Origin of the sequence: Bacteroides sp. OM05-10AA (assembly GCF_003439055.1) — a bacterium.
Classification (GTDB): domain Bacteria; phylum Bacteroidota; class Bacteroidia; order Bacteroidales; family Bacteroidaceae; genus Bacteroides; species Bacteroides intestinigallinarum.
This window is the reverse complement of sequence record NZ_QSUR01000007.1, coordinates 125,784-148,292: the sequence shown is the minus strand read 5'-3', so window position 1 is coordinate 148,292 and position 22,509 is coordinate 125,784. Positions and strand designations below refer to the sequence as shown.

Annotated in this window: 23 protein-coding genes; 12 read left to right on the top strand and 11 right to left on the bottom strand. The window is 39.5% G+C overall.

Translation table 11 applies throughout. From position 1 onward, the window contains the following. Window positions 1–215 precede the first annotated feature (215 nt). The 4 genes from DXB58_RS07630 (at window position 216) to DXB58_RS07615 (ending at window position 6,400) form a co-directional block, all read left to right on the top strand. Entirely contained in the window at window positions 216–4,238 is a 4,023-nt protein-coding gene (locus tag DXB58_RS07630) for a hybrid sensor histidine kinase/response regulator transcription factor (protein WP_122136426.1), read from the top strand. A gap of 34 nt (window positions 4,239–4,272) precedes the next feature. Continuing rightward, complete coding sequence (locus DXB58_RS07625; RefSeq protein ID WP_122136425.1) at window positions 4,273–5,502, top strand: anaerobic sulfatase-maturation protein; 1,230 nt, start codon at window positions 4,273–4,275, stop codon at window positions 5,500–5,502. A gap of 215 nt (window positions 5,503–5,717) precedes the next feature. After that, entirely contained in the window at window positions 5,718–6,032 is a 315-nt protein-coding gene (gene trxA / locus DXB58_RS07620; protein WP_004307938.1) for a thioredoxin, read from the top strand. 32 nt (window positions 6,033–6,064) lie between these two features. Next, the gene (locus tag DXB58_RS07615) at window positions 6,065–6,400 is read left to right on the top strand and encodes a hypothetical protein (RefSeq protein ID WP_004307939.1); all 336 of its coding nucleotides are present in this window, start codon (window positions 6,065–6,067) and stop codon (window positions 6,398–6,400) included. Between the two features lie 216 nt (window positions 6,401–6,616). Here DXB58_RS07615 and DXB58_RS07610 read toward each other — a convergent pair whose 3' ends face one another. Further along, window positions 6,617–7,342 (bottom strand): RDD family protein, encoded by a 726-nt coding sequence (locus tag DXB58_RS07610; RefSeq protein ID WP_122136424.1) that lies wholly within the window; start codon window positions 7,340–7,342, stop codon window positions 6,617–6,619. A gap of 101 nt (window positions 7,343–7,443) precedes the next feature. Between DXB58_RS07610 and DXB58_RS07605 the strand changes: the two genes are divergently transcribed. Genes DXB58_RS07605 through DXB58_RS07580 form a run of 6 tightly spaced genes read left to right on the top strand, consistent with a single transcriptional unit; the run spans window position 7,444 to window position 13,532 of the window. Then, entirely contained in the window at window positions 7,444–8,406 is a 963-nt protein-coding gene (locus DXB58_RS07605; RefSeq protein ID WP_122136423.1) for a stage II sporulation protein M, read from the top strand. Continuing rightward, window positions 8,387–9,325, top strand: coding sequence for a hypothetical protein (locus tag DXB58_RS07600; protein ID WP_122136422.1), 939 nt, complete (start codon window positions 8,387–8,389; stop codon window positions 9,323–9,325). The genes DXB58_RS07605 and DXB58_RS07600 overlap by 20 nt, the downstream gene beginning before the upstream one ends. A 16-nt stretch (window positions 9,326–9,341) precedes the next feature. After that, on the top strand, window positions 9,342–9,959 hold the full coding sequence (locus tag DXB58_RS07595) for a DUF4129 domain-containing protein (protein WP_117934329.1): 618 nt from the start codon (window positions 9,342–9,344) through the stop codon (window positions 9,957–9,959). Next, window positions 9,956–11,227 carry a DUF4350 domain-containing protein gene (locus DXB58_RS07590; RefSeq protein WP_122136421.1) on the top strand — a complete coding sequence of 424 codons (1,272 nt, stop codon included), beginning with the start codon at window positions 9,956–9,958 and terminating at the stop codon, window positions 11,225–11,227. Before DXB58_RS07595 ends, DXB58_RS07590 begins: the two co-directional genes overlap by 4 nt. Before the next feature lie 11 nt (window positions 11,228–11,238). After that, entirely contained in the window at window positions 11,239–12,213 is a 975-nt protein-coding gene (locus DXB58_RS07585; RefSeq protein ID WP_117934325.1) for a MoxR family ATPase, read from the top strand. A gap of 8 nt (window positions 12,214–12,221) precedes the next feature. Then, a complete protein-coding gene (locus tag DXB58_RS07580) occupies window positions 12,222–13,532 on the top strand; it encodes a DUF58 domain-containing protein (protein ID WP_122136420.1) in 1,311 nt (436 codons plus the stop codon). A gap of 54 nt (window positions 13,533–13,586) precedes the next feature. Here the strand turns inward: DXB58_RS07580 and DXB58_RS07575 are convergent, their stop codons facing one another. The 4 genes from DXB58_RS07575 to DXB58_RS07560 are packed head-to-tail and all read right to left on the bottom strand — an operon-like array spanning window position 13,587 to window position 15,492. Further along, a complete protein-coding gene (locus DXB58_RS07575) occupies window positions 13,587–13,814 on the bottom strand; it encodes an immunity 17 family protein (RefSeq protein ID WP_122136419.1) in 228 nt (75 codons plus the stop codon). Next, a complete protein-coding gene (gene tsaE / locus DXB58_RS07570; RefSeq protein WP_008998923.1) occupies window positions 13,811–14,224 on the bottom strand; it encodes a tRNA (adenosine(37)-N6)-threonylcarbamoyltransferase complex ATPase subunit type 1 TsaE in 414 nt (137 codons plus the stop codon). Before tsaE ends, DXB58_RS07575 begins: the two co-directional genes overlap by 4 nt. A 12-nt stretch (window positions 14,225–14,236) precedes the next feature. After that, a complete protein-coding gene (locus tag DXB58_RS07565) occupies window positions 14,237–15,049 on the bottom strand; it encodes a metal ABC transporter permease (protein WP_122136418.1) in 813 nt (270 codons plus the stop codon). After that, window positions 15,049–15,492 carry a phospholipase gene (locus tag DXB58_RS07560; protein WP_122136417.1) on the bottom strand — a complete coding sequence of 148 codons (444 nt, stop codon included), beginning with the start codon at window positions 15,490–15,492 and terminating at the stop codon, window positions 15,049–15,051. Before DXB58_RS07560 ends, DXB58_RS07565 begins: the two co-directional genes overlap by 1 nt. Before the next feature lie 118 nt (window positions 15,493–15,610). Here DXB58_RS07560 and DXB58_RS27900 point away from each other — a divergent pair, with 118 nt between their 5' ends. Next, window positions 15,611–16,726 carry a leucine-rich repeat domain-containing protein gene (locus DXB58_RS27900; RefSeq protein WP_199487934.1) on the top strand — a complete coding sequence of 372 codons (1,116 nt, stop codon included), beginning with the start codon at window positions 15,611–15,613 and terminating at the stop codon, window positions 16,724–16,726. A gap of 13 nt (window positions 16,727–16,739) precedes the next feature. Further along, window positions 16,740–17,741 (top strand): M28 family metallopeptidase, encoded by a 1,002-nt coding sequence (locus DXB58_RS07550; RefSeq protein ID WP_122136416.1) that lies wholly within the window; start codon window positions 16,740–16,742, stop codon window positions 17,739–17,741. A gap of 63 nt (window positions 17,742–17,804) precedes the next feature. On the opposite strand, the gene DXB58_RS07545 is transcribed toward DXB58_RS07550, so the two are convergent. From DXB58_RS07545 to DXB58_RS07520, 6 genes are all read right to left on the bottom strand, one after another. Beyond that, window positions 17,805–18,554 carry a GNAT family N-acetyltransferase gene (locus DXB58_RS07545; RefSeq protein WP_122136415.1) on the bottom strand — a complete coding sequence of 250 codons (750 nt, stop codon included), beginning with the start codon at window positions 18,552–18,554 and terminating at the stop codon, window positions 17,805–17,807. A 185-nt stretch (window positions 18,555–18,739) separates the two neighbouring features. Next, a complete protein-coding gene (locus tag DXB58_RS07540; protein ID WP_122136414.1) occupies window positions 18,740–19,456 on the bottom strand; it encodes an SDR family NAD(P)-dependent oxidoreductase in 717 nt (238 codons plus the stop codon). Window positions 19,457–19,530: 74 nt separating this feature from the next. Beyond that, window positions 19,531–20,100 carry a Crp/Fnr family transcriptional regulator gene (locus DXB58_RS07535; protein ID WP_122136413.1) on the bottom strand — a complete coding sequence of 190 codons (570 nt, stop codon included), beginning with the start codon at window positions 20,098–20,100 and terminating at the stop codon, window positions 19,531–19,533. A gap of 12 nt (window positions 20,101–20,112) precedes the next feature. Next, on the bottom strand, window positions 20,113–21,342 hold the full coding sequence (gene aroA / locus DXB58_RS07530) for a 3-phosphoshikimate 1-carboxyvinyltransferase (protein WP_369907091.1): 1,230 nt from the start codon (window positions 21,340–21,342) through the stop codon (window positions 20,113–20,115). Between the two features lie 44 nt (window positions 21,343–21,386). Next, window positions 21,387–21,977 (bottom strand): hypothetical protein, encoded by a 591-nt coding sequence (locus DXB58_RS07525; RefSeq protein ID WP_122136411.1) that lies wholly within the window; start codon window positions 21,975–21,977, stop codon window positions 21,387–21,389. Further along, window positions 21,964–22,458 (bottom strand): RNA polymerase sigma factor, encoded by a 495-nt coding sequence (locus tag DXB58_RS07520; protein WP_122136410.1) that lies wholly within the window; start codon window positions 22,456–22,458, stop codon window positions 21,964–21,966. The genes DXB58_RS07525 and DXB58_RS07520 overlap by 14 nt, the downstream gene beginning before the upstream one ends. Window positions 22,459–22,509 lie beyond the last annotated feature (51 nt).

Below are 22,509 nucleotides of genomic sequence, written 5' to 3'. Positions count from 1 at the left end.
TAATAATCGAAACTCTTTTTTTACTCTTCCAAATGATTTGTGATTCATGAATCTGCTATTTTCATTTTCTTGCAATTCTTTATGCTATCTATTAAAAAAAAGACAGTAAATTGTTGATTATTAATGGGTTGTTTATTTATAAAAATGAGGAGAATACTAATTTGTTTTTTCTCATTATTTAAAGTTTTATCTTTGTAGAACTTAAAATCCGATTTATGAAAAAAGTTATTTCATTTTATTTTTATATTTTTATTCTGTTATGTTTATGTATATCCTGCACCACAAAACATACTGAACTAAAGAACCTGTCGGTTCCAATTCTTTCTTTCACCTTATCTTCCGAAGATGTAACAGCGTTTGTGATGGACAAGAATGGTTATATGTGGATTGGAACCTCTGACGGATTAAATTTGTCTGACGGGAAATATTATCGTCAATACTTTTATGTTCCGGGAGATTCTTCCAGTCTTGCTGGTAATCAAATAGAGTTCCTTTTTAAAGATAGTTGGAACAGAATTTGGATAGGAACTGAAAGTGGTGTATGTCAATATGTAGGTGACGGTAAATTTAAAACCATTCCTATTCCACAAAAGTATGGAAAAACTTTTCAGATAATAGAAAACAGCCAGAAAGAGATTTTCTTTGTAACAAGTGAAGCATTGCTATTATATGACAAATCCGTGAATCATTGCGAAGAGGTATTGCGGTATTCGGCCTGCGGTTATAATACATTGAAATTTTTTATTGACAAAGATGATAATTTTTGGGAAATAACAATTCCGTCTATCCGTTGTTATACGCGCCAATTCAAGGAAGTATTTACTTTGCCTAATTCTGCAGCACTAAATATTGTCAATGCAATAATAAAAGATAATTGTATTTGGAGCGCTGGAGGAAACGGACTATTGAAATATGATATAAGCAATAGAATGACCACTATAATACAAGATTCTATCAATTTTAATAAATCAGATATCGTACCAAGAAATATAGTTGCTTACAAAGATAAAATATGGTTGGTCGCTAAAAATAGTATTTATTCCTACAGTGAAGAAACACATGACTTTTTATGTGAAGATGAAATGACAAGTCTCCTGCTTGAGCATTATTCGTCACTTGTATCAACTATGTATGTAGACTCTCATAATGATCTTTGGATAGGATTTCCGAATGGGGGATATACCAATCTGAAACGATTGTCTAATAATGCAGCACTACACCATCATCTTTTCATTGATAGAGTTAAAGATGCGTCTATACGCTCTTTATCTGTAAATGAGAATTTCTTATGGGGTATCCAAGGTAATAATGATGTATTTGCTTATGATCTGTCTTTAAATAAATTTTCATTATTCAAAGGGACTAAAGATATAGAAGGTGTAGCAACGCGGCGTTTTCAGCATAAATTGAATGATATATGCTGCATTCAGGATAAAATTTGGTTACTTGCTGGTACCCGGCTAATGCGTTACAATTATACAGCGGGAAAATTAAATTTGGAAAAAGTCATCCGGTTGGGAATGCAAAATATATCAGTTGGTAATTTCTGCACAGACGGGGATCATAATCTCTATGTGACGACGAATATCAACAGTCTGTTCAAACTATCTCCCGATAAAGATCAAATTGATAAGATTCCGGTTTCTTTGCCTGCCTATAGCACAAGCAGTTGTATCCGGGCGTTGTCTTCCGGGCAAATTCTTATTTGTACGCATGATATGCAATTTGCTTATTATCAGATGGGTAGTGATACCATACAATCCCTTGATATTACCACAATAAGCCATACTAAGGGCGTTATTCCTACTTGTATTTATGAAGATAAACAGAAAGGTATCTGGATAGGGACTAACAAAGGACTTTATTTCTTGGATATTCATACCAATAAATTAACTCATCTTCATTCTGTTCCCAATATATATATAAGTAGTATTGTGGAGGAAAAAAAAGACAAGTTTTGGTTGGGGACGCATCAGGGAATAGTTGAATATATCCCACACAAAGATAAAATAATATTTTATCCCACAACCGCCGCCTCACAAGAAAAATATAGAGTTTTTAATCGTAACAGTGCTTGTAAGTTGCAGGATTCCATATTCTTTTTCGGACATACCCGAGGTTGTTCTGTTTTTACTCCTTCAGCGATGGCTCAAAGTTCTATGCCTGTAGTGCATCTTGAAAAAATCTTGATAAGTAGGGCTAATGAGATATCGGGAATTGACATTCAGAGCAATCCGGTTGAATCCATCCACTTGAAGTATAATGAGAACGATCTGACCATTTGCTTCAGTACAATTAATTTCGCCTTTACTCCCCAGTTTTCATGTTTTTATAAAATGGAGGGCTTTGATCCCGATTGGATTGAGAGTAATGAAAACCTTCAAGCTATCTATTCTAACCTTCCGGCAGGTAGTTATACATTCAGAGTAAAACTGGCATTATCAGAAGAAGATGTCTTTTCAGAACAGCAAATCCAAATTGCTGTCGACAAGGCTCCGTGGGCCTCAACTCCTGCTGTCATTTTTTATATAGCAGTGATAGTGGGGATTGTATTTTACATTAACCGATTATATCTCCATATCAAGTCTGACCGGATGGCTATGCGGATGCTTCAACGTGATAGAGAACGTGAACATACAACCAACCAAATGAACATGGACTTTTTTGCCAATATCTCACATGAATTTAGAAATCCATTGACTATGATTCTTGGTCCGGTTACCACCATGAAGTGTGACAAAAGCTTGTCGATGCAAAATCATCAAATGCTTAACATTATATCACGAAGTATCAGCCAAATGCTTAAACTTATTGACCAGATGCTTGATTTCAATAAGTTGGAGAATGACGCTTTAAAGATGCAAGTTGGTCAATATGATATTGTTGATGAAATCGCTAATTGGGTGGAAACTTTCCGGGTAAGTGCTATGCAAAAGAGTATAAAAGTGGAGTATTCTGGTTTAGAAAGTTCTTTCTTTACATGGCTTGACAAAGATAAACTGGATAAAATTTTAAGTAATTTGTTTACTAATGCTTTGAAGCATACTCCTCAAAATGGTAGCATAAAGATAGGTCTTGAGTGTGTATCATATGACAGGGCAATGCTAATAGTAGGACGATTGCCGGTAAAAGCAGAACGATATATTTATATTTATGTACAAGATAGTGGTAGAGGAATTCCTGATAATCAATTAAATGATATTTTCAAGAGATACTATCAGATCGATAATAAGTCCGGACTCAAGTATGCTAATTGGGGGACAGGCATCGGACTTTATTATGTGAAAAGATTAGTGCAATTGCATCATGGAGAGGTTAAAGCTGACAATGTGCAAGAACCTGAACATACTGGTGCGATTTTTCATGTGCTCTTTCCCATTGATGAGGAAGCATATATAGTAGATGAAAGACAGACTGAAGATAAAAAGAATCTGGAAATTTTAGAAATGTCTTCTTCTGTTGTATATGTACCTCCCTGTACAGATCCTTCCAAACCCTATATGTTGATAGTAGATGATGATACGCAGGTTGCTTTCTATCTTAAGACTTTATTTGATGAGGATTATAATGTAATCAATAAATATAGTGCAGAATCTGCGCTTGCTGCATTGGAAACAGTGGAACCCGATATCATTTTATCTGATGTGGTAATGGGAGAAATGTCAGGGTATGAATTTTGTCGAAATTTAAAAGAGAGTCGTCTTCATTGCCATATCCCAGTCATTTTGCTTACGGCAAAAACACAGATAGGAGAACAAATAGAAGGTTTGAACATAGGGGCCAGTGCTTATGTGACAAAACCTTTTGACCCTAATTACCTGAAAGCTCTTGTGAAATCTCTTTTACGTAATAGAGATAGCATACGTGCTTTACTGTTATCTTCATTATCTACGTCTCAAATAGTAACAAATGCTTTATCTCCTCAGGATATGGCTTTTATGAAAGATTTATATGTTTTGATGGACAGTATGATTACCCAAGATAATTTGAATTTTAATATGGTTGCAGAAAAACTATATATGAGTCGTTCCAAATTCAATTATAAATTAAAAGGGTTGACAGGCGAAACCCCTATACATTTTTTCTTAAAATATAAATTGAATAAGGCGGCTGAATTGTTGAAAAGTGGAAAATATAATGTGTCTGAAGTGGCTGATATAACAGGGTTCGGCACTTTATCCCATTTTTCTGTCAGTTTTAAAAAATATTTTGGTGTAAATCCCAGTGAATATAAATAACTGTAAATAAAAACTTTATAAAAAATAATATATTATGGCTACATTCGCTCCTTTTGCCCGCCCGCTCTATATTATGCTAAAACCAGTGGGAGCACTCTGTAATCTAGCTTGTGACTATTGCTACTATCTTGAAAAGGCTAAGCTCTATCAAGATAATCCTAAGCATGTGATGAGTGATGAATTGCTTGAAAAGTTTATAGAAGAGTATATTAATTCCCAAACTATGTCGCAAATACTTTTTACCTGGCATGGTGGAGAAACCTTAATGCGTCCTCTTTCCTTTTATCAGAAAGCAATGGAATTACAGCATAAATATGCTAAAGGCCGTACCATTGATAATTGTATACAGACTAATGGTACTCTGTTAACTGATGAATGGTGCAAATTTTTTCATGAAAATAACTGGCTGGTAGGGGTATCTATTGACGGCCCGCAAGAGTTTCATGATGAATACCGGAAGAACAAACAGGGTATGCCTTCATTTGTAAAAGTAATGCAAGGTATCAATCTTTTGAAGAAATATCAGGTAGAATGGAATGCATTGGCTGTTGTTAATGATTTCAATGCCGACTATCCATTAGAATTTTATCACTTTTTTAAAGAAATAGATTGTCGATACATTCAATTCTCACCCATTGTAGAACGTATCTATCATCATACGGATGGTCGTTATTTAGCAGCGGTAGAAGAAGGAGATAATGAGCATCTGGCCGATTTTTCCATTACTTCCGAACAATGGGGAAATTTCCTTTGTACAATTTTTGATGAATGGGTAAAAAATGATGTTGGTGAATATTATATTCAATTGTTCGATACAACCCTTGCCAACTGGATGGGTGAACAACCTGGTATTTGTACATTAGCCAAGACCTGCGGACATGCTGCAGTTATGGAATTTAATGGAGATGTATATGCTTGTGATCATTTCGTCTTTCCTCAATACAAATTAGGGAACATTTATCGCGAAACGTTGGTAGAAATGATGTATAGCGAAAAACAACAGAAATTTGGTCAAGCCAAGCAAGATGCTCTACCTACTCAGTGTAAAGAATGTCAATACTTGTTTGCTTGTAATGGTGAATGTCCCAAAAATCGTATTTGCAAAACAGAGACTGGAGAGTCCGGATTGAATTACCTCTGTAAAGGTTATTATCAGTTTTTTGATCATGTTGCTCCTTATATGGATTATATGAAGCGAGAATTAATGGCTAAGAGGGCACCTGCTAATATCATGGAGGCTATTCGGAAGAAAGATCTTAAATAGATGAAGACAATTGTTGCTCTCTGTAATACCCTCCTGTGTATCGAGATTCTTTGGAACGTTAAGAAGCTTTTCGGGTATGTTATGGCTTTTATTATAAATGCTTCTTGTTCTATCATAAAACACTAAAATAGATGAGCGCCAATTGGAACAAATTGATTATATTTGTGGCGCGAATAAGCTAACGAAATAACATTTAATAATTAATACTTAAAAAAATGGCTTTAGAAATTACAGACAGCAACTATAAAGAGGTTCTTGCAGAAGGAAAACCGGTTGTTGTTGATTTTTGGGCTCCTTGGTGTGGCCCTTGCAAGATGGTGGCTCCTATCATTGAAGAATTGGCTGCGGAGTTTGAAGGACAAGTAATCATCGGTAAATGCGATGTAGATGAAAATGGTGATATGGCTGCCGAATATGGTATCCGTAATATTCCTACTGTATTGTTTTTCAAGAACGGTGAAATAGTAGACAAGCAGGTAGGTGCAGTTGCTAAACCTGTATTTGCGGAAAAAGTAAAGAAGCTTTTATAGTCGATAATACTTATCACTTAATACTAAAAAAAATGGGACTGGAAGACGATTTTTTATTAGCAGATGCCGATGACGAAAAGACCATCGAGTTTATCAAAAACTATCTGCCTCAAGAACTGAAGGAGAAGTTCTCGGACGACGAATTGTATTATTTTCTCGATTTAATCGACGAGTATTACTCTGAAAGTGGCATTCTCGATGCTCAGCCCGATGAAGATGGTTATGTCAACATCGATTTGGAAGAGGTTGTGGCTTACATTGTAAAAGAAGCCAAAAAGGATGAAGTAGGAGAATATGATCCTGAAGAAGTCCTCTTTGTGGTTCAGGGAGAGATGGAATACGGAAACTCTCTGGGACAAGTGGACTAAAACGACGTCCGGTCTCATTGTAGATAAAATTAAGAAAAGGGGTGTGCTCTGTTGTGAGTATGCCCCTTTTTTGTGCTGGCTTTTTCTCAAACATTCTTATGCCTATGAGAAAAAGTTCTCACTGCGATGAGAAAAAATACTCATCGCAATGAGAATTAATTCTCATTGTGGTGAGAATACTCCCTTGTTTGAATAGTCTGAAACTGCGTATTCTGATTATATTTCTTCCAATGCATAATACTGATAATCGCGAAGTACAGTCTGAAGAAATTTTTCCTGATTACCGTCACGAGGAGTAACGGAAAGCAGTTCCTGTACTTTCTTAGCAAGTGCCGTGACACGTCTTGCCCGGTCTTTCTCGCTGGATTCCAGTGTTCGGGTAATTACATTCACTTGTTCGAGTGATAAATCAGCCGATTGCGGATATACCGGATGATAATTCTGGGTAAGATAATCGAATTCATCCAAGCTGACATGAATCTTACGGTAGTTTTTCTCTTTAATCACCATCGTACCGGCAGCAAGATCTCCTAGCCGTTGATTGTTTTTATTCAGTAAAATGACCAGAAGTCCCAGGCCACTTGTGATAGGACCGTCGATCGGGAAAAGAATCCATCGTAACAGATAAGATCCTATGCTGGGAGTGGAACCATCCACTTTTACAACACGGATATTGATGAGTTTCTTTCCAAAACTCTGTCCGTGATTGAACATCTCGCAAAGAAAAGAATAACCGAGAATCGGTAAATAAACGATGCACAGGAAAAAGAATAAACTGAATCCTGATGGTAAATTTAACTCGGACAAGAGAGTGGCAGTGGACAAGATGTAAAGTCCGATCAGAAAATAATCGATGATTAAAGCCATCAGTCGTTCGCCGATACTGGCTGGCGTTTGGCTGATACGAACGAATTGTCCGGTCATTATCGTAGATTCTGCCATTTCAGGTTAAACATTTTTAGGATTCCGTTGCAAATATATCATAATTCTCTTATTTTTGCTTCCGGTTTCGGACAAAACTTATCCGAAATCTATTGAAAAGCATGAAAGAAGTAACGTTTATTCGTCGGAACATTGAAAAATGGAAGGAGACAGAGAAGGTTGTAGAGCGGGCGGCGAGTCTGTCTCCCGATCAACTGGCCGATGCATATACGGACTTGACAGCTGACCTGGCATTTGCTCAAACACATTTCCCGACTTCCCGTATTACTATTTATCTGAATAATCTGGCTTCGGCATTACATAACGAGATTTACCGGAATAAACGCGAGAAGTGGACACGCATCGTTACCTTTTGGACACAGGAAGTGCCACGAACCATGCACGATGCACGCCGCGAATTACTGACCTCCTTTCTGATTTTTGTAGCCAGCGCATTAATCGGTGTATTATCAGCAGCGAATGATCCGGATTTTGTCCGACTGATATTAGGAAACGGTTATGTAGATATGACACTCGACAATATAGCCAATGGTGAGCCCATGGCCGTGTATAACGGCTCTTCTGAAGTACCAATGTTTCTAGGCATTACGCTTAATAACGTGATGGTATCTTTCAACTGCTTTGCCATGGGATTGCTGACCAGTTTCGGCACAGGATATATGCTTCTTTCCAATGGTATCATGGTAGGAGCTTTTCAAACATTCTTTTATCAGCACGATTTGTTATGGGAGTCCAGTCTTGCCATTTGGCTACACGGGACGCTTGAGATTTGGGCGATCATCGTGGCCGGTGCCGCCGGATTAGCTTTAGGCAACGGTTGGTTGTTTCCCGGTACATATTCACGACTGGAATCTTTCAGAAGAGGAGCGAAGCGAGGCTTGAAAATAGTGATCGGCACTGTTCCGGTATTTATTATGGCAGGCTTTATAGAAGGTTTTATTACCCGTCACACAGAACTTCCCGATATGTTGAGGCTCGGTGTGATACTCACTTCTCTGGCATTTATTGTATTCTACTATATTTATTTACCAAATAGAAAAAAACATGGAATCACAGAAACCTAAGATTGCGATGTATGTGAAACGTCCTTTCGGTGAGAAGTTGAACGCTTCTTTTGATTTTATAAAAGAGAATTGGAAACAATTATTTAAGTATTCAACTTATCTGATACTCCCTATATGCTTAATTCAGGCTGCTAACTTTAGTGGTTTAATGGGAAGTATGACAGATCTTAGTGCCATGCAGACTTCAGGAGGAATAGGTGAGAATCCGTTGGCTGCCCTGGGACCTTCATTTGCATTGAATTATGCGGGAGTGATTTTCTTCTCATGCTTGGGAGGTTTGCTGCTAACTTCCCTGATTTATGCGATGGTGCGATTGTACAATGAACGGGAAGAACGCCTGAACGGAATTGTATTTGGCGATATAAAATCGTTACTGCTCCGTAATGTCAAGAGGTTGTTCCTGATGGGGATTGCTTGTGGCTTCTTGTTCTTCTTTGCGGTGATCCTTGTTGTTCTATTGGCTGTGTTAACACCTTTCACACTCATTCTGACCATTCCGCTTTTATTCGCATTTATGATACCTTTGGTATTAATGTCTCCCATCTACTTATTTGAAGATATTTCGTTGAGCGAGGCATTTGCAAAGACATTCCGGTTGGGATTTGCAACCTGGGGCGGAATTTTTCTGATATTAATTGTAATGGGACTCATTGCCAGCGTATTGCAGACAATTGTTTCTATACCATGGTATGTGATCTATATTGTGAAAATGATCTTTACTATGAGTGACGGAGGTGCAACCTCTTCATCGGTCGGACTGAACTTCGCACAATATTTGTTCTCTATCCTGATGTTGTATGGTTCTTACTTGTCGGCTATATTCAGTATTGTCGGCTTGGTTTATCAGTACGGTCATGCATCGGAAGTGGTAGACAGCATAACGGTAGAAAGCGATATTGATAATTTTGATAAACTCTAAAACAGACCTCAACTAGATGAATCTCACTTCCCCGGCTGATACATTAGTTTGTGATACGGCGCAGATTGCCCTTTGGCAGTCTGACCCGGCATACAACTATAACCGTGAATTGATGACTCCGGAGATGAATGTCTTTGAGTGGATCAGCAGGCAGTTTGGGGAATTGATGCGTAAGATATTCGGCAGTCGTTTTGCTGAAGAGTATTCAGGGCTTATCCTGATATGTATTGCCATTCTTATTTTGCTATTGATTGTTTGGTTCGTCTACCGGAAACGTCCCGAATTGTTTATGGTCTCTCGTAAGAATGCATTGCCTTATACGATTGAAGAGGATACAATTTACGGTGTGGATTTTCCGGGAGGTATTACAGAGGCACTTTCCCGTCAGGATTACCGGGAAGCGGTACGTTTGCTTTATTTGCAAACTTTGAAACAACTTAGTGATGCAGAACGTATTGACTGGCAACTTTATAAAACACCTACCCAATATATCAATGAAGTACGGATGCCGGCTTTCCGGCAACTGACCAATCATTTCTTACGGGTACGTTATGGTAACTTTGAGGCGACGGAAGAACTCTTCCGAACTATGCAGTCTCTACAGGGAGAAATAGAGAAAGGAGGCGTCTCATGAAAGGAAGCCGTTGGTTTATTATCTTTATTGTTGCCTTTCTATTCATCATGTTTGCAATAGAATATCATTTGCCGAAGAACTTTGTGTGGAAGCCCACTTTCGGACATTATGATGAGCAACCTTTTGGATGCGCGATATTCGATAGTCTGTTGGCTTCTTCTTTGCCACAGGGCTACACCTTTTCGAAAAAAAGTCTCTATCAGTTGGAGCAGGAAGATACGACGCAGCGCAGAGGGATATTGGTAATCTCTGATAATTTGCGATTGTCGGATGTTGATGTAAACGCTCTGTTGAAAATGGCGGAACGCGGAGATAAGATCATGCTGGTGAGTACCTTGTTTGGTAGATATATGGAAGATACTTTGAGCTTCAGGTCTTATTATTCCTACTTCAGTCCGATGGCTTTGAAGAAATATGCAACTTCATTCTTGTTAAAAGACAGTCTGTGCTGGGTGGGAGATTCGGCGGTTTATCCCCGTCAGACTTTTTATTTTTATCCCCAGTTGTGCTCTTCTTATTTCTGGGGAGATTCGCTTCCTGAAAGGGTACTGGCACAAAAAGTCCTTGAGTCGAATGAATTTAAATACGAAACCGAGGCGGACTCATTGGTAACAGATAGTGTTACTTATATGCCTGTTGCAATGTCCCGTCAGTGGGGTAAAGGAGAGGTTATTTTAGTTTCCACTCCGTTGATTTTCACTAATTACGGTATATTGGATGGTAAGAATGCAACCTATATTTTCCGTTTGTTGTCGCAGATGGGAAAGCTGCCCATAGTTCGTACAGAGGGATACATGAAGGAGACGGCACAGGTGCAGCAATCACCTTTCCGCTATCTTCTGGCACACCAGCCGCTTCGTTGGGCTTTATATCTGACAATGATTACCATCATACTCTTCATGATATTCACAGCGAAGAGGCGGCAACGGGCTATCCCTGTTATTCAGGAGCCGGCCAATAAATCTCTTGAATTTACCGAACTGATAGGTACGCTTTACTTTCAAAAGAAAGATCATGCGGATTTGGTTCGAAAGAAGTTTTCCTATTTGGCCGAAGAACTTCGGAGGGAGATTCAGGTGGATATTGAAGAAGTGGAAGATGATGAACGCTCTTTCAACAGAATTGCCCGGAAAACAGGAATGGATATACAAGAGATTGCGAAACTGATCCGCGAAGTGCGTCCGGTGATTTATGGAGGACGTACGATTGATGCGGATCAGATGAAAGTGTATATTGATAAAATGAATGAAATAATCAATCATATCTAAAGAAGAAATTTATGGAAGAGAATACAGAACAGCGAGTGGATTTAACTCTCTTTTCCGAGAAGATACAAGAGTTGAAAGACCGGATTGCTTCCGTTATAGTAGGACAGGAGCAAACTGTCGATTTGGTACTGACGGCTATTCTGGCGAATGGACACGTATTGATAGAAGGTGTTCCGGGTGTTGCTAAGACACTGTTGGCTCGTTTGACTGCCCGTCTGATTGATGCCGATTTCAGTCGTATCCAGTTTACTCCGGACTTAATGCCGAGTGATGTGTTAGGTACGACAGTGTTTAATATGAAGACCAATGGCTTTGATTTTCATCAGGGACCGATTTTTGCAGATATTGTATTGGTGGATGAAATCAACCGTGCTCCTGCCAAGACACAGGCCGCCTTGTTTGAGGTAATGGAAGAACGTCAGATCAGTATTGACGGAACCACTCACCGGATGGGAGATCTTTATACGATTCTGGCTACCCAGAATCCGGTAGAGCAGGAAGGAACATACAAACTTCCCGAAGCACAGCTCGACCGTTTCCTGATGAAGATAACAATGGATTATCCCTCATTAGAGGAAGAAGTGAACATTCTGGAACGTCATCATACTAATGCTGCATTGGTGAAGTTGGATGATATCACTCCCGCCATTACCAAAGAAGAAGTGCTGTCGCTCCGTGCTTTCATGAATCAGGTGTTTGTAGATCGAACGTTGCTTCAATACATCGCATTGATTGTGCAGCAGACCCGTACCAGTAAAGCCGTATATTTGGGAGCCTCTCCACGTGCATCTGTAGCTATGCTGCAATCGTCGAAAGCTTATGCCCTTTTGCAGGGACGTGATTTTGTGACGCCGGAAGATATTAAGTTTGTAGCTCCCTATGTGCTTCAGCACCGCCTGATCCTGACTGCGGAAGCTGAAATGGAAGGTTATTCTCCGGTGAAAGTGACACAGCGTTTGATTGATAAAGTGGAAGTTCCTAAATAATTGATAAGTTGTTTTTAACTCGTCGTTTCTATATTGCCCTTGTCGTAGTTATCCTGTTGTTGGGTAGCGGATACGTCTTTGCTCCGTTCTTTGTCATCGGGCAGTGGACTCTTTTTGTCCTGCTTCTGGTGGTACTGGCAGATGCATATTCTCTTTATCGCATTCGTGGAATCCGTGCTTTCCGTCAGTGTGCCGACCGCTTCTCCAATGGTGACGAAAATGAAGTGAGTATCCGGGTGGAAAGTAATTATTCGCATCCTGTATCTTTAGAGATCATAGATGAGATTCCTTTTATCTTTCAGAAACGTGATGTTGACTTTCATGTGAAGCTTGGAGCAAACGAGGGAAAAACAGTTACCTATCGTCTTCGCCCTACTCATCGTGGTGTTTACTCTTTCGGGCATATCAGAGTTTTTGTGACCGGAAAAATCGGCTTTATATCCCGACGTTATACTTGTGCGGAACCTCTGGATATTAAAGTGTACCCGTCATATCTGATGCTCCATCAATATGAATTGTTGGCAATAAGTGATAATCTGACTGAATTGGGAATAAAGCGTATTCGCCGGGTAGGACATCATACGGAGTTTGAGCAGATCAAAGAGTATGTAAAAGGGGATGATTACCGCACGATTAACTGGAAAGCAAGCGCCCGCCGACATGGACTTATGGTGAATGTATATCAGGACGAACGTTCTCAGCAGATTTATAATGTGATAGATAAAGGTAGAGTGATGCAGCAAGCCTTCCGGGGAATGACTCTGTTGGATTATGCGATTAATGCTTCGCTGGTATTATCGTATGTTGCCATGCGGAAAGAAGATAAAGCCGGCTTAGTGACTTTTGATGAGCACTTTGATTCTTTTGTTCCTGCTTCCAAGCAACCGGGATATATGCAAACCTTGCTGGAGAATCTTTATAGTCAGCAAACCACTTTCGGAGAGACAGATTTCTCGGCTCTTTGTGTTCATTTGAACAAGCATGTCAGCAAACGTAGCTTGTTAGTACTATACACAAACTTCTCAAGTATAGGAGGTATGAACCGTCAATTATCTTATCTGAAACAATTAAACCGCCAGCATCGTTTGCTCGTAGTCTTTTTCGAAGATGTCGATCTGAAAGAATATATCGCTCAACCCGCAAAAGATACGGAAAGTTACTATCGTCATGTGATCGCAGAAAAGTTCGCTTATGAAAAGCGGCTGATTGTATCTACTTTGAAACAACATGGAATTTATTCCTTATTAACCACGCCGGATAACCTTTCAATTGATGTGATTAATAAGTATCTGGAAATGAAGTCACGACAACTATTGTAATATGAATATCAATAATAGTCTGACTTTTTCTTCTTGTTTATTTTTTCATCGAACTTATAATCCTATGGCTTTTCGTGTTTCTACAAAAAAGAATATAGCCATGCCGATAATGATAATCCCTAATATCCCATAGAAGAGTCGTGCCCGGTTGCGTCCTACATTTCTGACAATGGTTTGCGCATTACGTGTTGTAAAGAACCAGTTCCAGTTAAGCAATGACGCCAGCAGGGAGACAGTTCCTGCCAGCGCAAAGATTCCTTGTACGATATATTGCCCGGTCATAGTTTAATCACTCTACTTCCGTCTTCCAATTCTTCAATCGTTACTTTTACGGCGTCACCCGGCAGTAATTCTTCCACCAGTTCCGGCCATTCGATAAAGCAGAGAGCACCACTGTAGAAATAATCTTCGTATCCCATGTCGTACACTTCACTTAGTTTCTTGATGCGGTAAAAATCGAAGTGATAGATTAACTCCCCGGTTTCGTCCGAACGGTATTCGTTGACAATAGCAAAAGTCGGAGAACTGATAACATCGGCTACACCCAATTCTTCGCAGAGTGCTTTTACAAATGTGGTTTTACCGGCACCCATCTTTCCGTATAAAGCAAATACAGTGTTGTCGCCCATAGCAGCGATGAATTCCCGGGCTGCTTCATGGATACTTTCCAGTGATTGAATTTTGATTTCCATATACTATATCTATTATGATGACTTTTTCCTGCAACAACTCTTTCCGATTTTGCAGATAGCATAAATCAGGATAGAGAAGAATATGATTGAAGCTCCCGAGGGGACTTTCCAATGATAAGAAATAAACAATCCGCCCAAGCATCCCAAGAAACCGATACCGATGGACAACCAGATGATTTTCTTGAAACTATAAGTGAAGAGGTTAGCCGTCATTTGTGGAATGGTGAGAAGAGATATGGCTAACACAATACCTACCATCCGCAGGCAGGCCACAATAGTCAATGCGATGAACATCATTAACACGTATTCGAATATCTCTACCGGAATCTTCTGCGAACGTGCAAATTCACGGTCAAAGGCAATATATACGATAGGGCGGATAAACAGATAAAAGAATCCGGTCAGTATGAGTGCCAATATGCCGAGCATCCATAAGTCAATTTGATTAATGGTCAGGATATTCCCGAAAAGATAAGCTGATAAGTCGGGTGCAAATCCGGGTGACAAAAAGCTGAACATGATTCCGAGTGCCATTCCCAACGTCCAGAACACTGCAATGGCAGAGTCCTCACGCATATCTTTCCGTCTGCTAAGCCACTCCACACCGAAGGCTGATAAAACAGAGAATACAGCCGCCGAGAGTATCGGGGAAATTCCGGCAAACAATCCTAACCCAATACCGCCAAAAGAAGCATGAGTGATTCCTCCACTGATAAATACCAGGCGGCGGGTAACGATGTATGTACCGATAATCCCACAGGCAATGCTTGCCAGCAGACTACCCAACAAAGCGTGTTGAAAGAATGTATATTGTAGTAAATCCATCACCTGTCGTCCGTCGTTTTTATTTCTCCATTTCTTCTTTCTCCGATAATCAGAAAGACCTCGTCTTTGAGATCATCCGGCAGTTCGATGCCACGGAGTTGAAGACTACGTACCCATCCGGCCACTTCTATATCCAATGTTGTATACAGTACATCCCGAAACATATCTGTCTCTTCTTCCGTATATGCATTTCCAGGTCTGCCAATGAACTGGTCCAGCTCTTCATCATCGTAATATTCTATCTTTTTGCTGACAGCGGCCAACAAGCTATCCCTTTCGCATACTTCATGTTGTCCGCAGCATTCCACATCTACTTCCTTCACTTCCGGCATACGATCCAGTTCGCCTTTTTCTATTTTCTTTTGTAGTCTTTTGTTGCGGATGATTCCGGCTATCAGCGCGATAACCCCCAGCAGTACCAGACTTATAATGAGTATCCACATACCAATATAACAATTACGAATCAAATTTGTGCAAAGTTACTTATAAATTTCATTCTATCGAGTATGGTATCTATTTCTTTTCTTACTTTTGTATGTTACTAACTTAAAGTTTTACACGATGAAACAAAAGAAACAGTTATTTAGCTTGATAGGCTTATGTTTGTTACTGGGGTTAGTTTCCTGTTCTAATGAAGATAGAAGTGTATTTGGAGACGACTTTGAAATTCCGGAATTAACAGATGAGAATACGATACGATTCACGGTGGATGCTACCGATGACTGGAAGCAGTTACAGATTGCCGCTAGTGGTGGTAGAATGGCAATCGAATGGGGAGATGGACGAATACAAAAGATTGCAAACCCAGAAAATGATCCTATAACTTATAAATATGGAAATTCCAGAACTTATCAAGTGAGAATATGGGCGGAAGAGATTGATACCTGTAATGTTGAAACGCTTTTGATTCCGATAGGTAATCTTTGTTTAGGATATCTTCCCAAAATGAAAACTTTGTTGCTTAATAGTATTATAAACACTTCAGAGATTGATTTTAATGCCTCTTGCCCTAATATTGAGATAATCAGTATAGGTAATTGCGCAGATTTGGAGCTTGTAAACATAGACCATTGTTCAAAACTAAAAGCCATACAACTTTATGGACTTCCCCAAATGAGTTCATTAAAGTTGGGAGAGCATCCGGATTTAGAAGGGGTGTGGTGTACAGAAAATAGCAGATTACAATCTCTTTCTCTAAAAGAACTGCCATCATTAAATTATGTCTTCTGCTATGATAATCCGCAATTGTCTGCGTTGGAATTTGATAATGAGACAATACTGTCGACATTGCGCATGGGAGGATGTGCCTTTCAATCATTGGATTTTTTATCTCAACTGCCTTTATTGACAGAGTTGGATTGTAGTTCCAATCAATTAACAGAATTGGATTTGTCAAAACAATCATTGTTATATACTTTGAATTGCAGCAATAATAAGCAATTAGCGAGTATTCTGATTCCGAAGAATAATCAATTGCGAGGTTTGGAATGTTATTCCTGTAAATTGGATGGAAAAGCATTGAATTCGGTTTTCACTAAATTGTTTGAAGTGCCTAAGGACAATCCTGGATACGAAAAGACTTATTTTATTTCTTATTACGGAAATCCCGGAGAGGAGAATTGTGATAAAGGATTACTTAAAGGGTGGTATATTGTAAAAGATCCTACTGATAAATAATAGTAAAATAGAGATGATAAAACAAATTTTAATAGTGGCAGGGCTCTTATTAATGGGAATGGCTACTTTTGCACAGTCTCCTGTAGACAAAGCTTTGAGTACGATCAACCGTTCCTCCGCCGAGGCTACTATCAACTTTCTGGCAGGCGATGAATTGCAGGGTCGTGAGGCAGGTTTTCACGGTTCACGTGTGACCTCGGAGTATATTGCCTCTTTATTACAATGGATGGGAATCCCACCTTTGACTGACAGTTATTTCCAGCCTTTTGATGCTTATCGCAAAGAACGCCAGAAAAAAGGGCGCTTGGAAGTACATCCTGATTCCATTGCCAAACTGAAACAGGAAGTCCATCAGAAGCTCTCTATGAGGAATGTATTGGGAATGATTCCTGGTAAAAACACGAAAGAATATGTGATTGTAGGGGCTCATTTCGATCATTTAGGCATCGATCCTGCACTTGACGGCGATCAAATATACAACGGTGCTGATGATAATGCTTCCGGTGTATCGGCAGTGTTGCAGATAGCGAGAGCCTTTCTTGCCAGTGGACAGCAACCTGAAAGGAATGTAATCTTTGCCTTTTGGGATGGAGAAGAAAAAGGATTGCTAGGCTCTAAATATTTTGTACAAACTTGTCCTTTCTTGTCTCAAATAAAAGGGTATCTGAACTTTGACATGATTGGACGTAATAACAAACCTCAACAGCCTAAACATGTTGTCTATTTCTATACAGCCGCTCATCCGGCTTTTGGTGATTGGCTGAAAGAGGATATCAAAAAACACGGCTTACAGCTGGAACCGGATTATCGCGCTTGGGATCATCCGATAGGAGGAAGTGATAACGGTTCGTTTGCCAAAGTCAATATTCCGATCATCTGGTATCATACCGACGGGCATCCTGACTATCATCAGCCTTCCGATCATGCAGATCGATTGAATTGGGATAAAATAGTAGAAATTAGCAAAGCATCTTTTCTCAATATGTGGAAGATGGCGAATGAGAAGTCATTTTAAGGAAACAGATAAAATACAATCCTGATAATGAATGAACGGGAAAATGTGTCAGGATTGTACTTCTTATTTTTTGAGTATTCTTTTCAAGTAGTCGATATTTGGCAGATTCACAGTTTCAAAAACTCCTTTATAAAACAGGGCGAAGTTGTTGAAAACACAAGGCAATTGCTTTGCTTTTTCTAATGTGTCCACTTGAATGAAAGAAACAGGAACATTATTTGTTTCGCAATACTGTTTAATCATCTCAATGTATTGATAGATATAAGGGCATTGCATATCATAATAAACAGTCAGTTCTTCGCTTTCTATTTTTAGCCTTTTAGCATTTGGAGTGAATTTCGGGGTTGTCCCATCAAAAGAAAGAGCAAGCAATTCATATCCATTATCGGTAGTGTCAACCACCTCAAAGCCGAACTTCTTTGCAAATGATTGGTCTGAAAGCCAATTCTTCTGTTTTTTTGCTCCAAGCATACAAATGCCGGATTTACCTTTTTCTTTAGCATCAGCTATACAGTACTCCATCAACGAACTTCCATACCCGTTTCCTCTGGGACTGCCTAAAACCCATAAGCAGTAGAGGTAATAGTAGTTGCCTCCCATTATCGGAACCCAGGCTTTTTCAAGAGGAGCATATTCAATAAAGACCGTAACTTTTGCATTTAACTTTCTAAAAACATGACCTTCTTTCAGTCGGTCGGAAAGCCATTGCCGTTTTGCTTCAATGCCCGGATGAGATTTCTTGCTACGGATAATGCAGCATAAATGCTCATTGGAAAGATTTTCTGCTGTTAAGTTTATGAAATCAGTATTCATATATGCTCTCGTTTTTATTTGGATAGTATCAATCAGCCAGTGGGGTAATTATAATCCTTTATTGGCCTGTTGACAGACTATCTTTGCAAATATAGCGAATTTGTGTAGATAATCTTTGTTTCCCGATGGTAGAATTCACGGAAGTTTCTTTCTTAAAATAGGAGAGACGGCGAATAATAAGAACTTTACATCCGGCAATAAATAGCAGATGGCAAAAGACGAAATAGAATAGTCACATATTTCCATCTTTTAGAGATGAAAGCTACTTTTTTCTTTTTAGAAATAACCTTTTTTATTTGCCTCACAGCCTTATCAACAGGAGTAACCCAGAACAATCCTTCTCCTTTTGCCATGGCAGTATCTACAAATCCGGGACGAATATCGGTAGTATAAATAGGATAGTGAGATTTGGTCGCTTTCTGCCGTAGTCCTTCCATATAATTGATTTGATAGGCTTTCGATGCATTGTAGGCAGGGGCAATGCCACTCCCCCGAGTGCCTCCAACGGAGGAGATAGTAACCAGATGCCCGCTTTTTTGCCGTTCGAAATATCGGAATCCCCAGTCTGCGATGTTGGTGAATCCTATCACGTTAGTTAGTAAGGTGGGCTCTTCCAGTTGGTAGGATAGTTCAGGGTTTAATTCTCCGGTACCGGCACAGATAATCAGTATATCCATTCCACCCATTTTTTGAATGAGTGTCTCAAGGGATGAAATAGTGGATTGCGTGTCGGTGATGTCACACACTTGATAGAATAGTTTGTCTTCGTCACGGGCGCATACCTCTTTCAATAGATTTTCTCTACGGCCGGTAATGCCGATAAAGAAATCTTCTTGAGAATAAATTTCTGCTAATCCACGGCCGATGCCGGAGGTTGCACCTATAATTATAATTTTCTTCATGAAATACCGTATACTTTATTTGTCCGCAAAAGTAGGGGTAGGGAATAAATAAACTCTTGACTGAAATCAAGAATTTACTTTTGTACGACTTTTCTTCGGATACGGCTTAATGTTTCGGGACGAATCAGAAGGTAAGAAGCCAGTTCTTTTAAAGTAATCAGTTTCAGTAAGTCGGGACAACGGTTGATAATTTCGAGATAGCGTTCCTCCGGTGTCAGGCTGTACATTGAAATCATCCGGTCGTAGACCTCCCACAGCAAAGTTTCTGCAATGCGACGTCCCAACTTTTGGTGAGCGTCGTTGGTATCGTAGAATTCTGTCATTTGCTGGTAATTGATTACGTATACCGAGCAGTCACATAAAGCCTGTATATCTACATTGGATTTGTCCTGTAATTGAAAAGCCGGATAGTTGCCAACAAAAGAATGATCGAAAGTATATCCTACGATGCTGTTTTCGCCTGCACTGTTAGTACAACAGTACCGGAAAGAACCGGAACTGACGAACCCCATTGTTTTACATACTTCTCCTTGACGGGAAAAGTATTCTCCTTTCTTATAATAGGTCTGCTTCCCCTGTTGCAATACGAAATCTACAATAGGGGAGTAGTTGATATGGGAAGTATATTTATTGAAATCTTCCACAATGTCCGGAGATTATCCTTCGTTTATCACCTGAAATCCGGCCTGCTTCAAATCCTCCCAATATCCGGGATATGATTTGGTGACCACCTGCGGATCGGCAATAAGCAAATTAGGATGACAGATAACTGCCGGAGCAAATGCCATTGCCATACGATGATCTTCGTAGGTATCAATCACCGGAATTTCCTCCGGTTCACATCGTTCGCCATTCCACATTAATATGCTGTCATTTTCTTCTTCAATAATATATCCCAACTTTTTAAGTTCGGTGCGCAATGCGGCAATACGATCAGTTTCTTTTATTTTCAGACTTTGTAATCCTGTGAAACGGAAAGGAATATTCAGCAAGGCACAAGTAACGACAAACGTCTGTGCCAAGTCCGGAATATCGACAAAGTCCTCTTCCAGCCTTTCCGGTGCTTTGCCTGTTTTTTTCAGTTTCACACCTTGCGATGTAAATTCGGTAGTTATACCTAGGCGTGAGAAAACTTCTGCTCCCCGACTATCACCCTGATAGCTGTTACGGAACAATCCTAACAATTCTATTTCTGCTTTGGGAGACAAGGCAGCAATCTGATACCAATAGGAAGCCGCACTCCAGTCACTTTCCACTTTGAAAGGAATACTCTGGTAGAGTTGTGGAGCAACGGAAATACTGCTTGGAGAAGTCCATGCGGCTTTGGCTCCAAAGTCCTGCATCAGTTGCAATGTAAGATTAATATATGGACGGGAAATAATCTCCCCGCTCAAATGCAACGTCAAACCGTCTTTGAGTACCGGACCTATCATCAGTAAAGCAGATATATATTGGGAACTGACATTTCCTTTCAGTGTTATTTCGTTTCCTTTCAGCTCTGCCCCTTTGATACATAGGGGAGGATACCCTTCATTGTGAGTATACTCTATTTCAGCTCCTAACTCCCGAAGAGCATTGACTAATATCTGTATCGGACGTTGTTGCATACGTGCTGTTCCTGTGATGGTCCGCTCTCCCGGAGTCACACTTAAATAGGCGGTAAGGAAACGCATAGCAGTGCCCGCAGCCATGATGTCAATCGTCTCTTTCCCTTCGGTGAGAGCCTTTATCATCACCTGTGTATCGTCACAATCAGACAGGTTTTCAGGAGCATACGTTCCTTTACCCAATGCATTGATGATTAATGCACGATTACTGATACTTTTAGAAGCCGGCAACTGGATAGCTGTTGTTACCGTTGAGGGAGGGATGAGTTTATAGAGCATCATATCTAAATATATTCTTTGTTATGGAGTACAAAAGTAGAGATTTATTCGGAGACTTCCAACTGGTTTTGGCTCTTGGCAAGAGAGTTGAGGTAATATCTGTATCGATGCTTTTGCTGATATCTCATTAACCAGGGAATAGTAAGAAGGATACATACGAAGAGTATTAATACAAATGAAAGCTCTTTTAATCCTTCGAAATCTTTGAAATATTGGATGATAAATCTGCTCGCTGTTCCGTAAAAGAATATCAAATAGATGGAAAAATCGATATTGATTCTTCGTCTTAATCGTTTTTTTAGCATAACTCCGGAGTCTTTTATTGAATATAAGTCGGCAGATTTTATCAGTAATTGATAGTGTCCGATACTGGAAAGTAATAAAAATAGCAAGAAAGCACTTGCAGTCCATAAAGAGAGAGAAGCACTGCCTATTATACACATATCCCAAATACTAGCCGCCACAGACATAGCTAGAAAGCACGTGTATAAGCAGATCAGAATTTTCTGACGATGTATGGTTTTGGAAATGACATTGCAATGCTTCTTTCGTATAACTTCTCTTACATAGACAGGTTTTACTTCCGTTTCTGTATGTATTTCTTGCCAAAACTCTTTTAAATTATACTCTTCCATCTTTCAAAAGTTTAATAAGTTGCTTTTTAATTCTATTAATTCTCACTCCTACATTGGTTTCTGAAATACCGATAACAGCAGAAATCTCTTTATACTCGTTCCCTTCAAGATAGAGAATGATAATCGCTTTTTCTATATCGGATAACTGATTGATAGCTTGATATAATTGTTCCTTTTTATCTGCCATGGAATTGTCTGCTGAATGGCTGTCGTGTATGGAGTATTCTTGAGCTGAAAGCTCTTTATAGACAGGTTGTATAGACTCTTTTCGCACAAGGTCGATGGCAGCGTTTAAAGCAACTCTATATAGCCAGGTTGAAACGGCACTTTCTCGTTTAAATTTTGGATAAGCTTTCCATAACCGGATTAATATTTCCTGATAGTAATCCTCCCGAAATGGATGCTGATAAAAGTAGATATTGCATATTTTCTGTAATATCCCCTCATGCCGGGTAATTAATTTGATGAATTCTTCTTCCACTTCACTTAATTTTAATGTGTTTTGAAGAGTTAGTCGTTTTGTTGGTAGTAG

Bases quoted from the DNA above. Each gene is read 5' to 3' on its own strand.
- DXB58_RS07605 (WP_122136423.1), top strand. From the start codon at position 7,444: ATGAAAGAAGTAACGTTTATTCGTCGGAACATTGAAAAATGGAAGGAG.
- DXB58_RS07540 (WP_122136414.1), bottom strand. From the start codon at position 19,456: ATGAAGAAAATTATAATTATAGGTGCAACCTCCGGCATCGGCCGTGGA.
- DXB58_RS07630 (WP_122136426.1), top strand. From the start codon at position 216: ATGAAAAAAGTTATTTCATTTTATTTTTATATTTTTATTCTGTTATGT.
- DXB58_RS07565 (WP_122136418.1), bottom strand. From the start codon at position 15,049: ATGGATTTACTACAATATACATTCTTTCAACACGCTTTGTTGGGTAGT.
- DXB58_RS07550 (WP_122136416.1), top strand. From the start codon at position 16,740: ATGATAAAACAAATTTTAATAGTGGCAGGGCTCTTATTAATGGGAATG.
- DXB58_RS07615 (WP_004307939.1), top strand. From the start codon at position 6,065: ATGGGACTGGAAGACGATTTTTTATTAGCAGATGCCGATGACGAAAAG.
- DXB58_RS27900 (WP_199487934.1), top strand. From the start codon at position 15,611: ATGAAACAAAAGAAACAGTTATTTAGCTTGATAGGCTTATGTTTGTTA.
- DXB58_RS07590 (WP_122136421.1), top strand. From the start codon at position 9,956: ATGAAAGGAAGCCGTTGGTTTATTATCTTTATTGTTGCCTTTCTATTC.
- DXB58_RS07575 (WP_122136419.1), bottom strand. From the start codon at position 13,814: ATGACCGGGCAATATATCGTACAAGGAATCTTTGCGCTGGCAGGAACT.
- tsaE (WP_008998923.1), bottom strand. From the start codon at position 14,224: ATGGAAATCAAAATTCAATCACTGGAAAGTATCCATGAAGCAGCCCGG.
- DXB58_RS07595 (WP_117934329.1), top strand. From the start codon at position 9,342: ATGAATCTCACTTCCCCGGCTGATACATTAGTTTGTGATACGGCGCAG.
- DXB58_RS07545 (WP_122136415.1), bottom strand. From the start codon at position 18,554: ATGAATACTGATTTCATAAACTTAACAGCAGAAAATCTTTCCAATGAG.
- DXB58_RS07610 (WP_122136424.1), bottom strand. From the start codon at position 7,342: ATGGCAGAATCTACGATAATGACCGGACAATTCGTTCGTATCAGCCAA.
- DXB58_RS07600 (WP_122136422.1), top strand. From the start codon at position 8,387: ATGGAATCACAGAAACCTAAGATTGCGATGTATGTGAAACGTCCTTTC.
- trxA (WP_004307938.1), top strand. From the start codon at position 5,718: ATGGCTTTAGAAATTACAGACAGCAACTATAAAGAGGTTCTTGCAGAA.
- aroA (WP_369907091.1), bottom strand. From the start codon at position 21,342: ATGCTCTATAAACTCATCCCTCCCTCAACGGTAACAACAGCTATCCAG.
- DXB58_RS07560 (WP_122136417.1), bottom strand. From the start codon at position 15,492: ATGTGGATACTCATTATAAGTCTGGTACTGCTGGGGGTTATCGCGCTG.
- DXB58_RS07585 (WP_117934325.1), top strand. From the start codon at position 11,239: ATGGAAGAGAATACAGAACAGCGAGTGGATTTAACTCTCTTTTCCGAG.
- DXB58_RS07625 (WP_122136425.1), top strand. From the start codon at position 4,273: ATGGCTACATTCGCTCCTTTTGCCCGCCCGCTCTATATTATGCTAAAA.
- DXB58_RS07525 (WP_122136411.1), bottom strand. From the start codon at position 21,977: ATGGAAGAGTATAATTTAAAAGAGTTTTGGCAAGAAATACATACAGAA.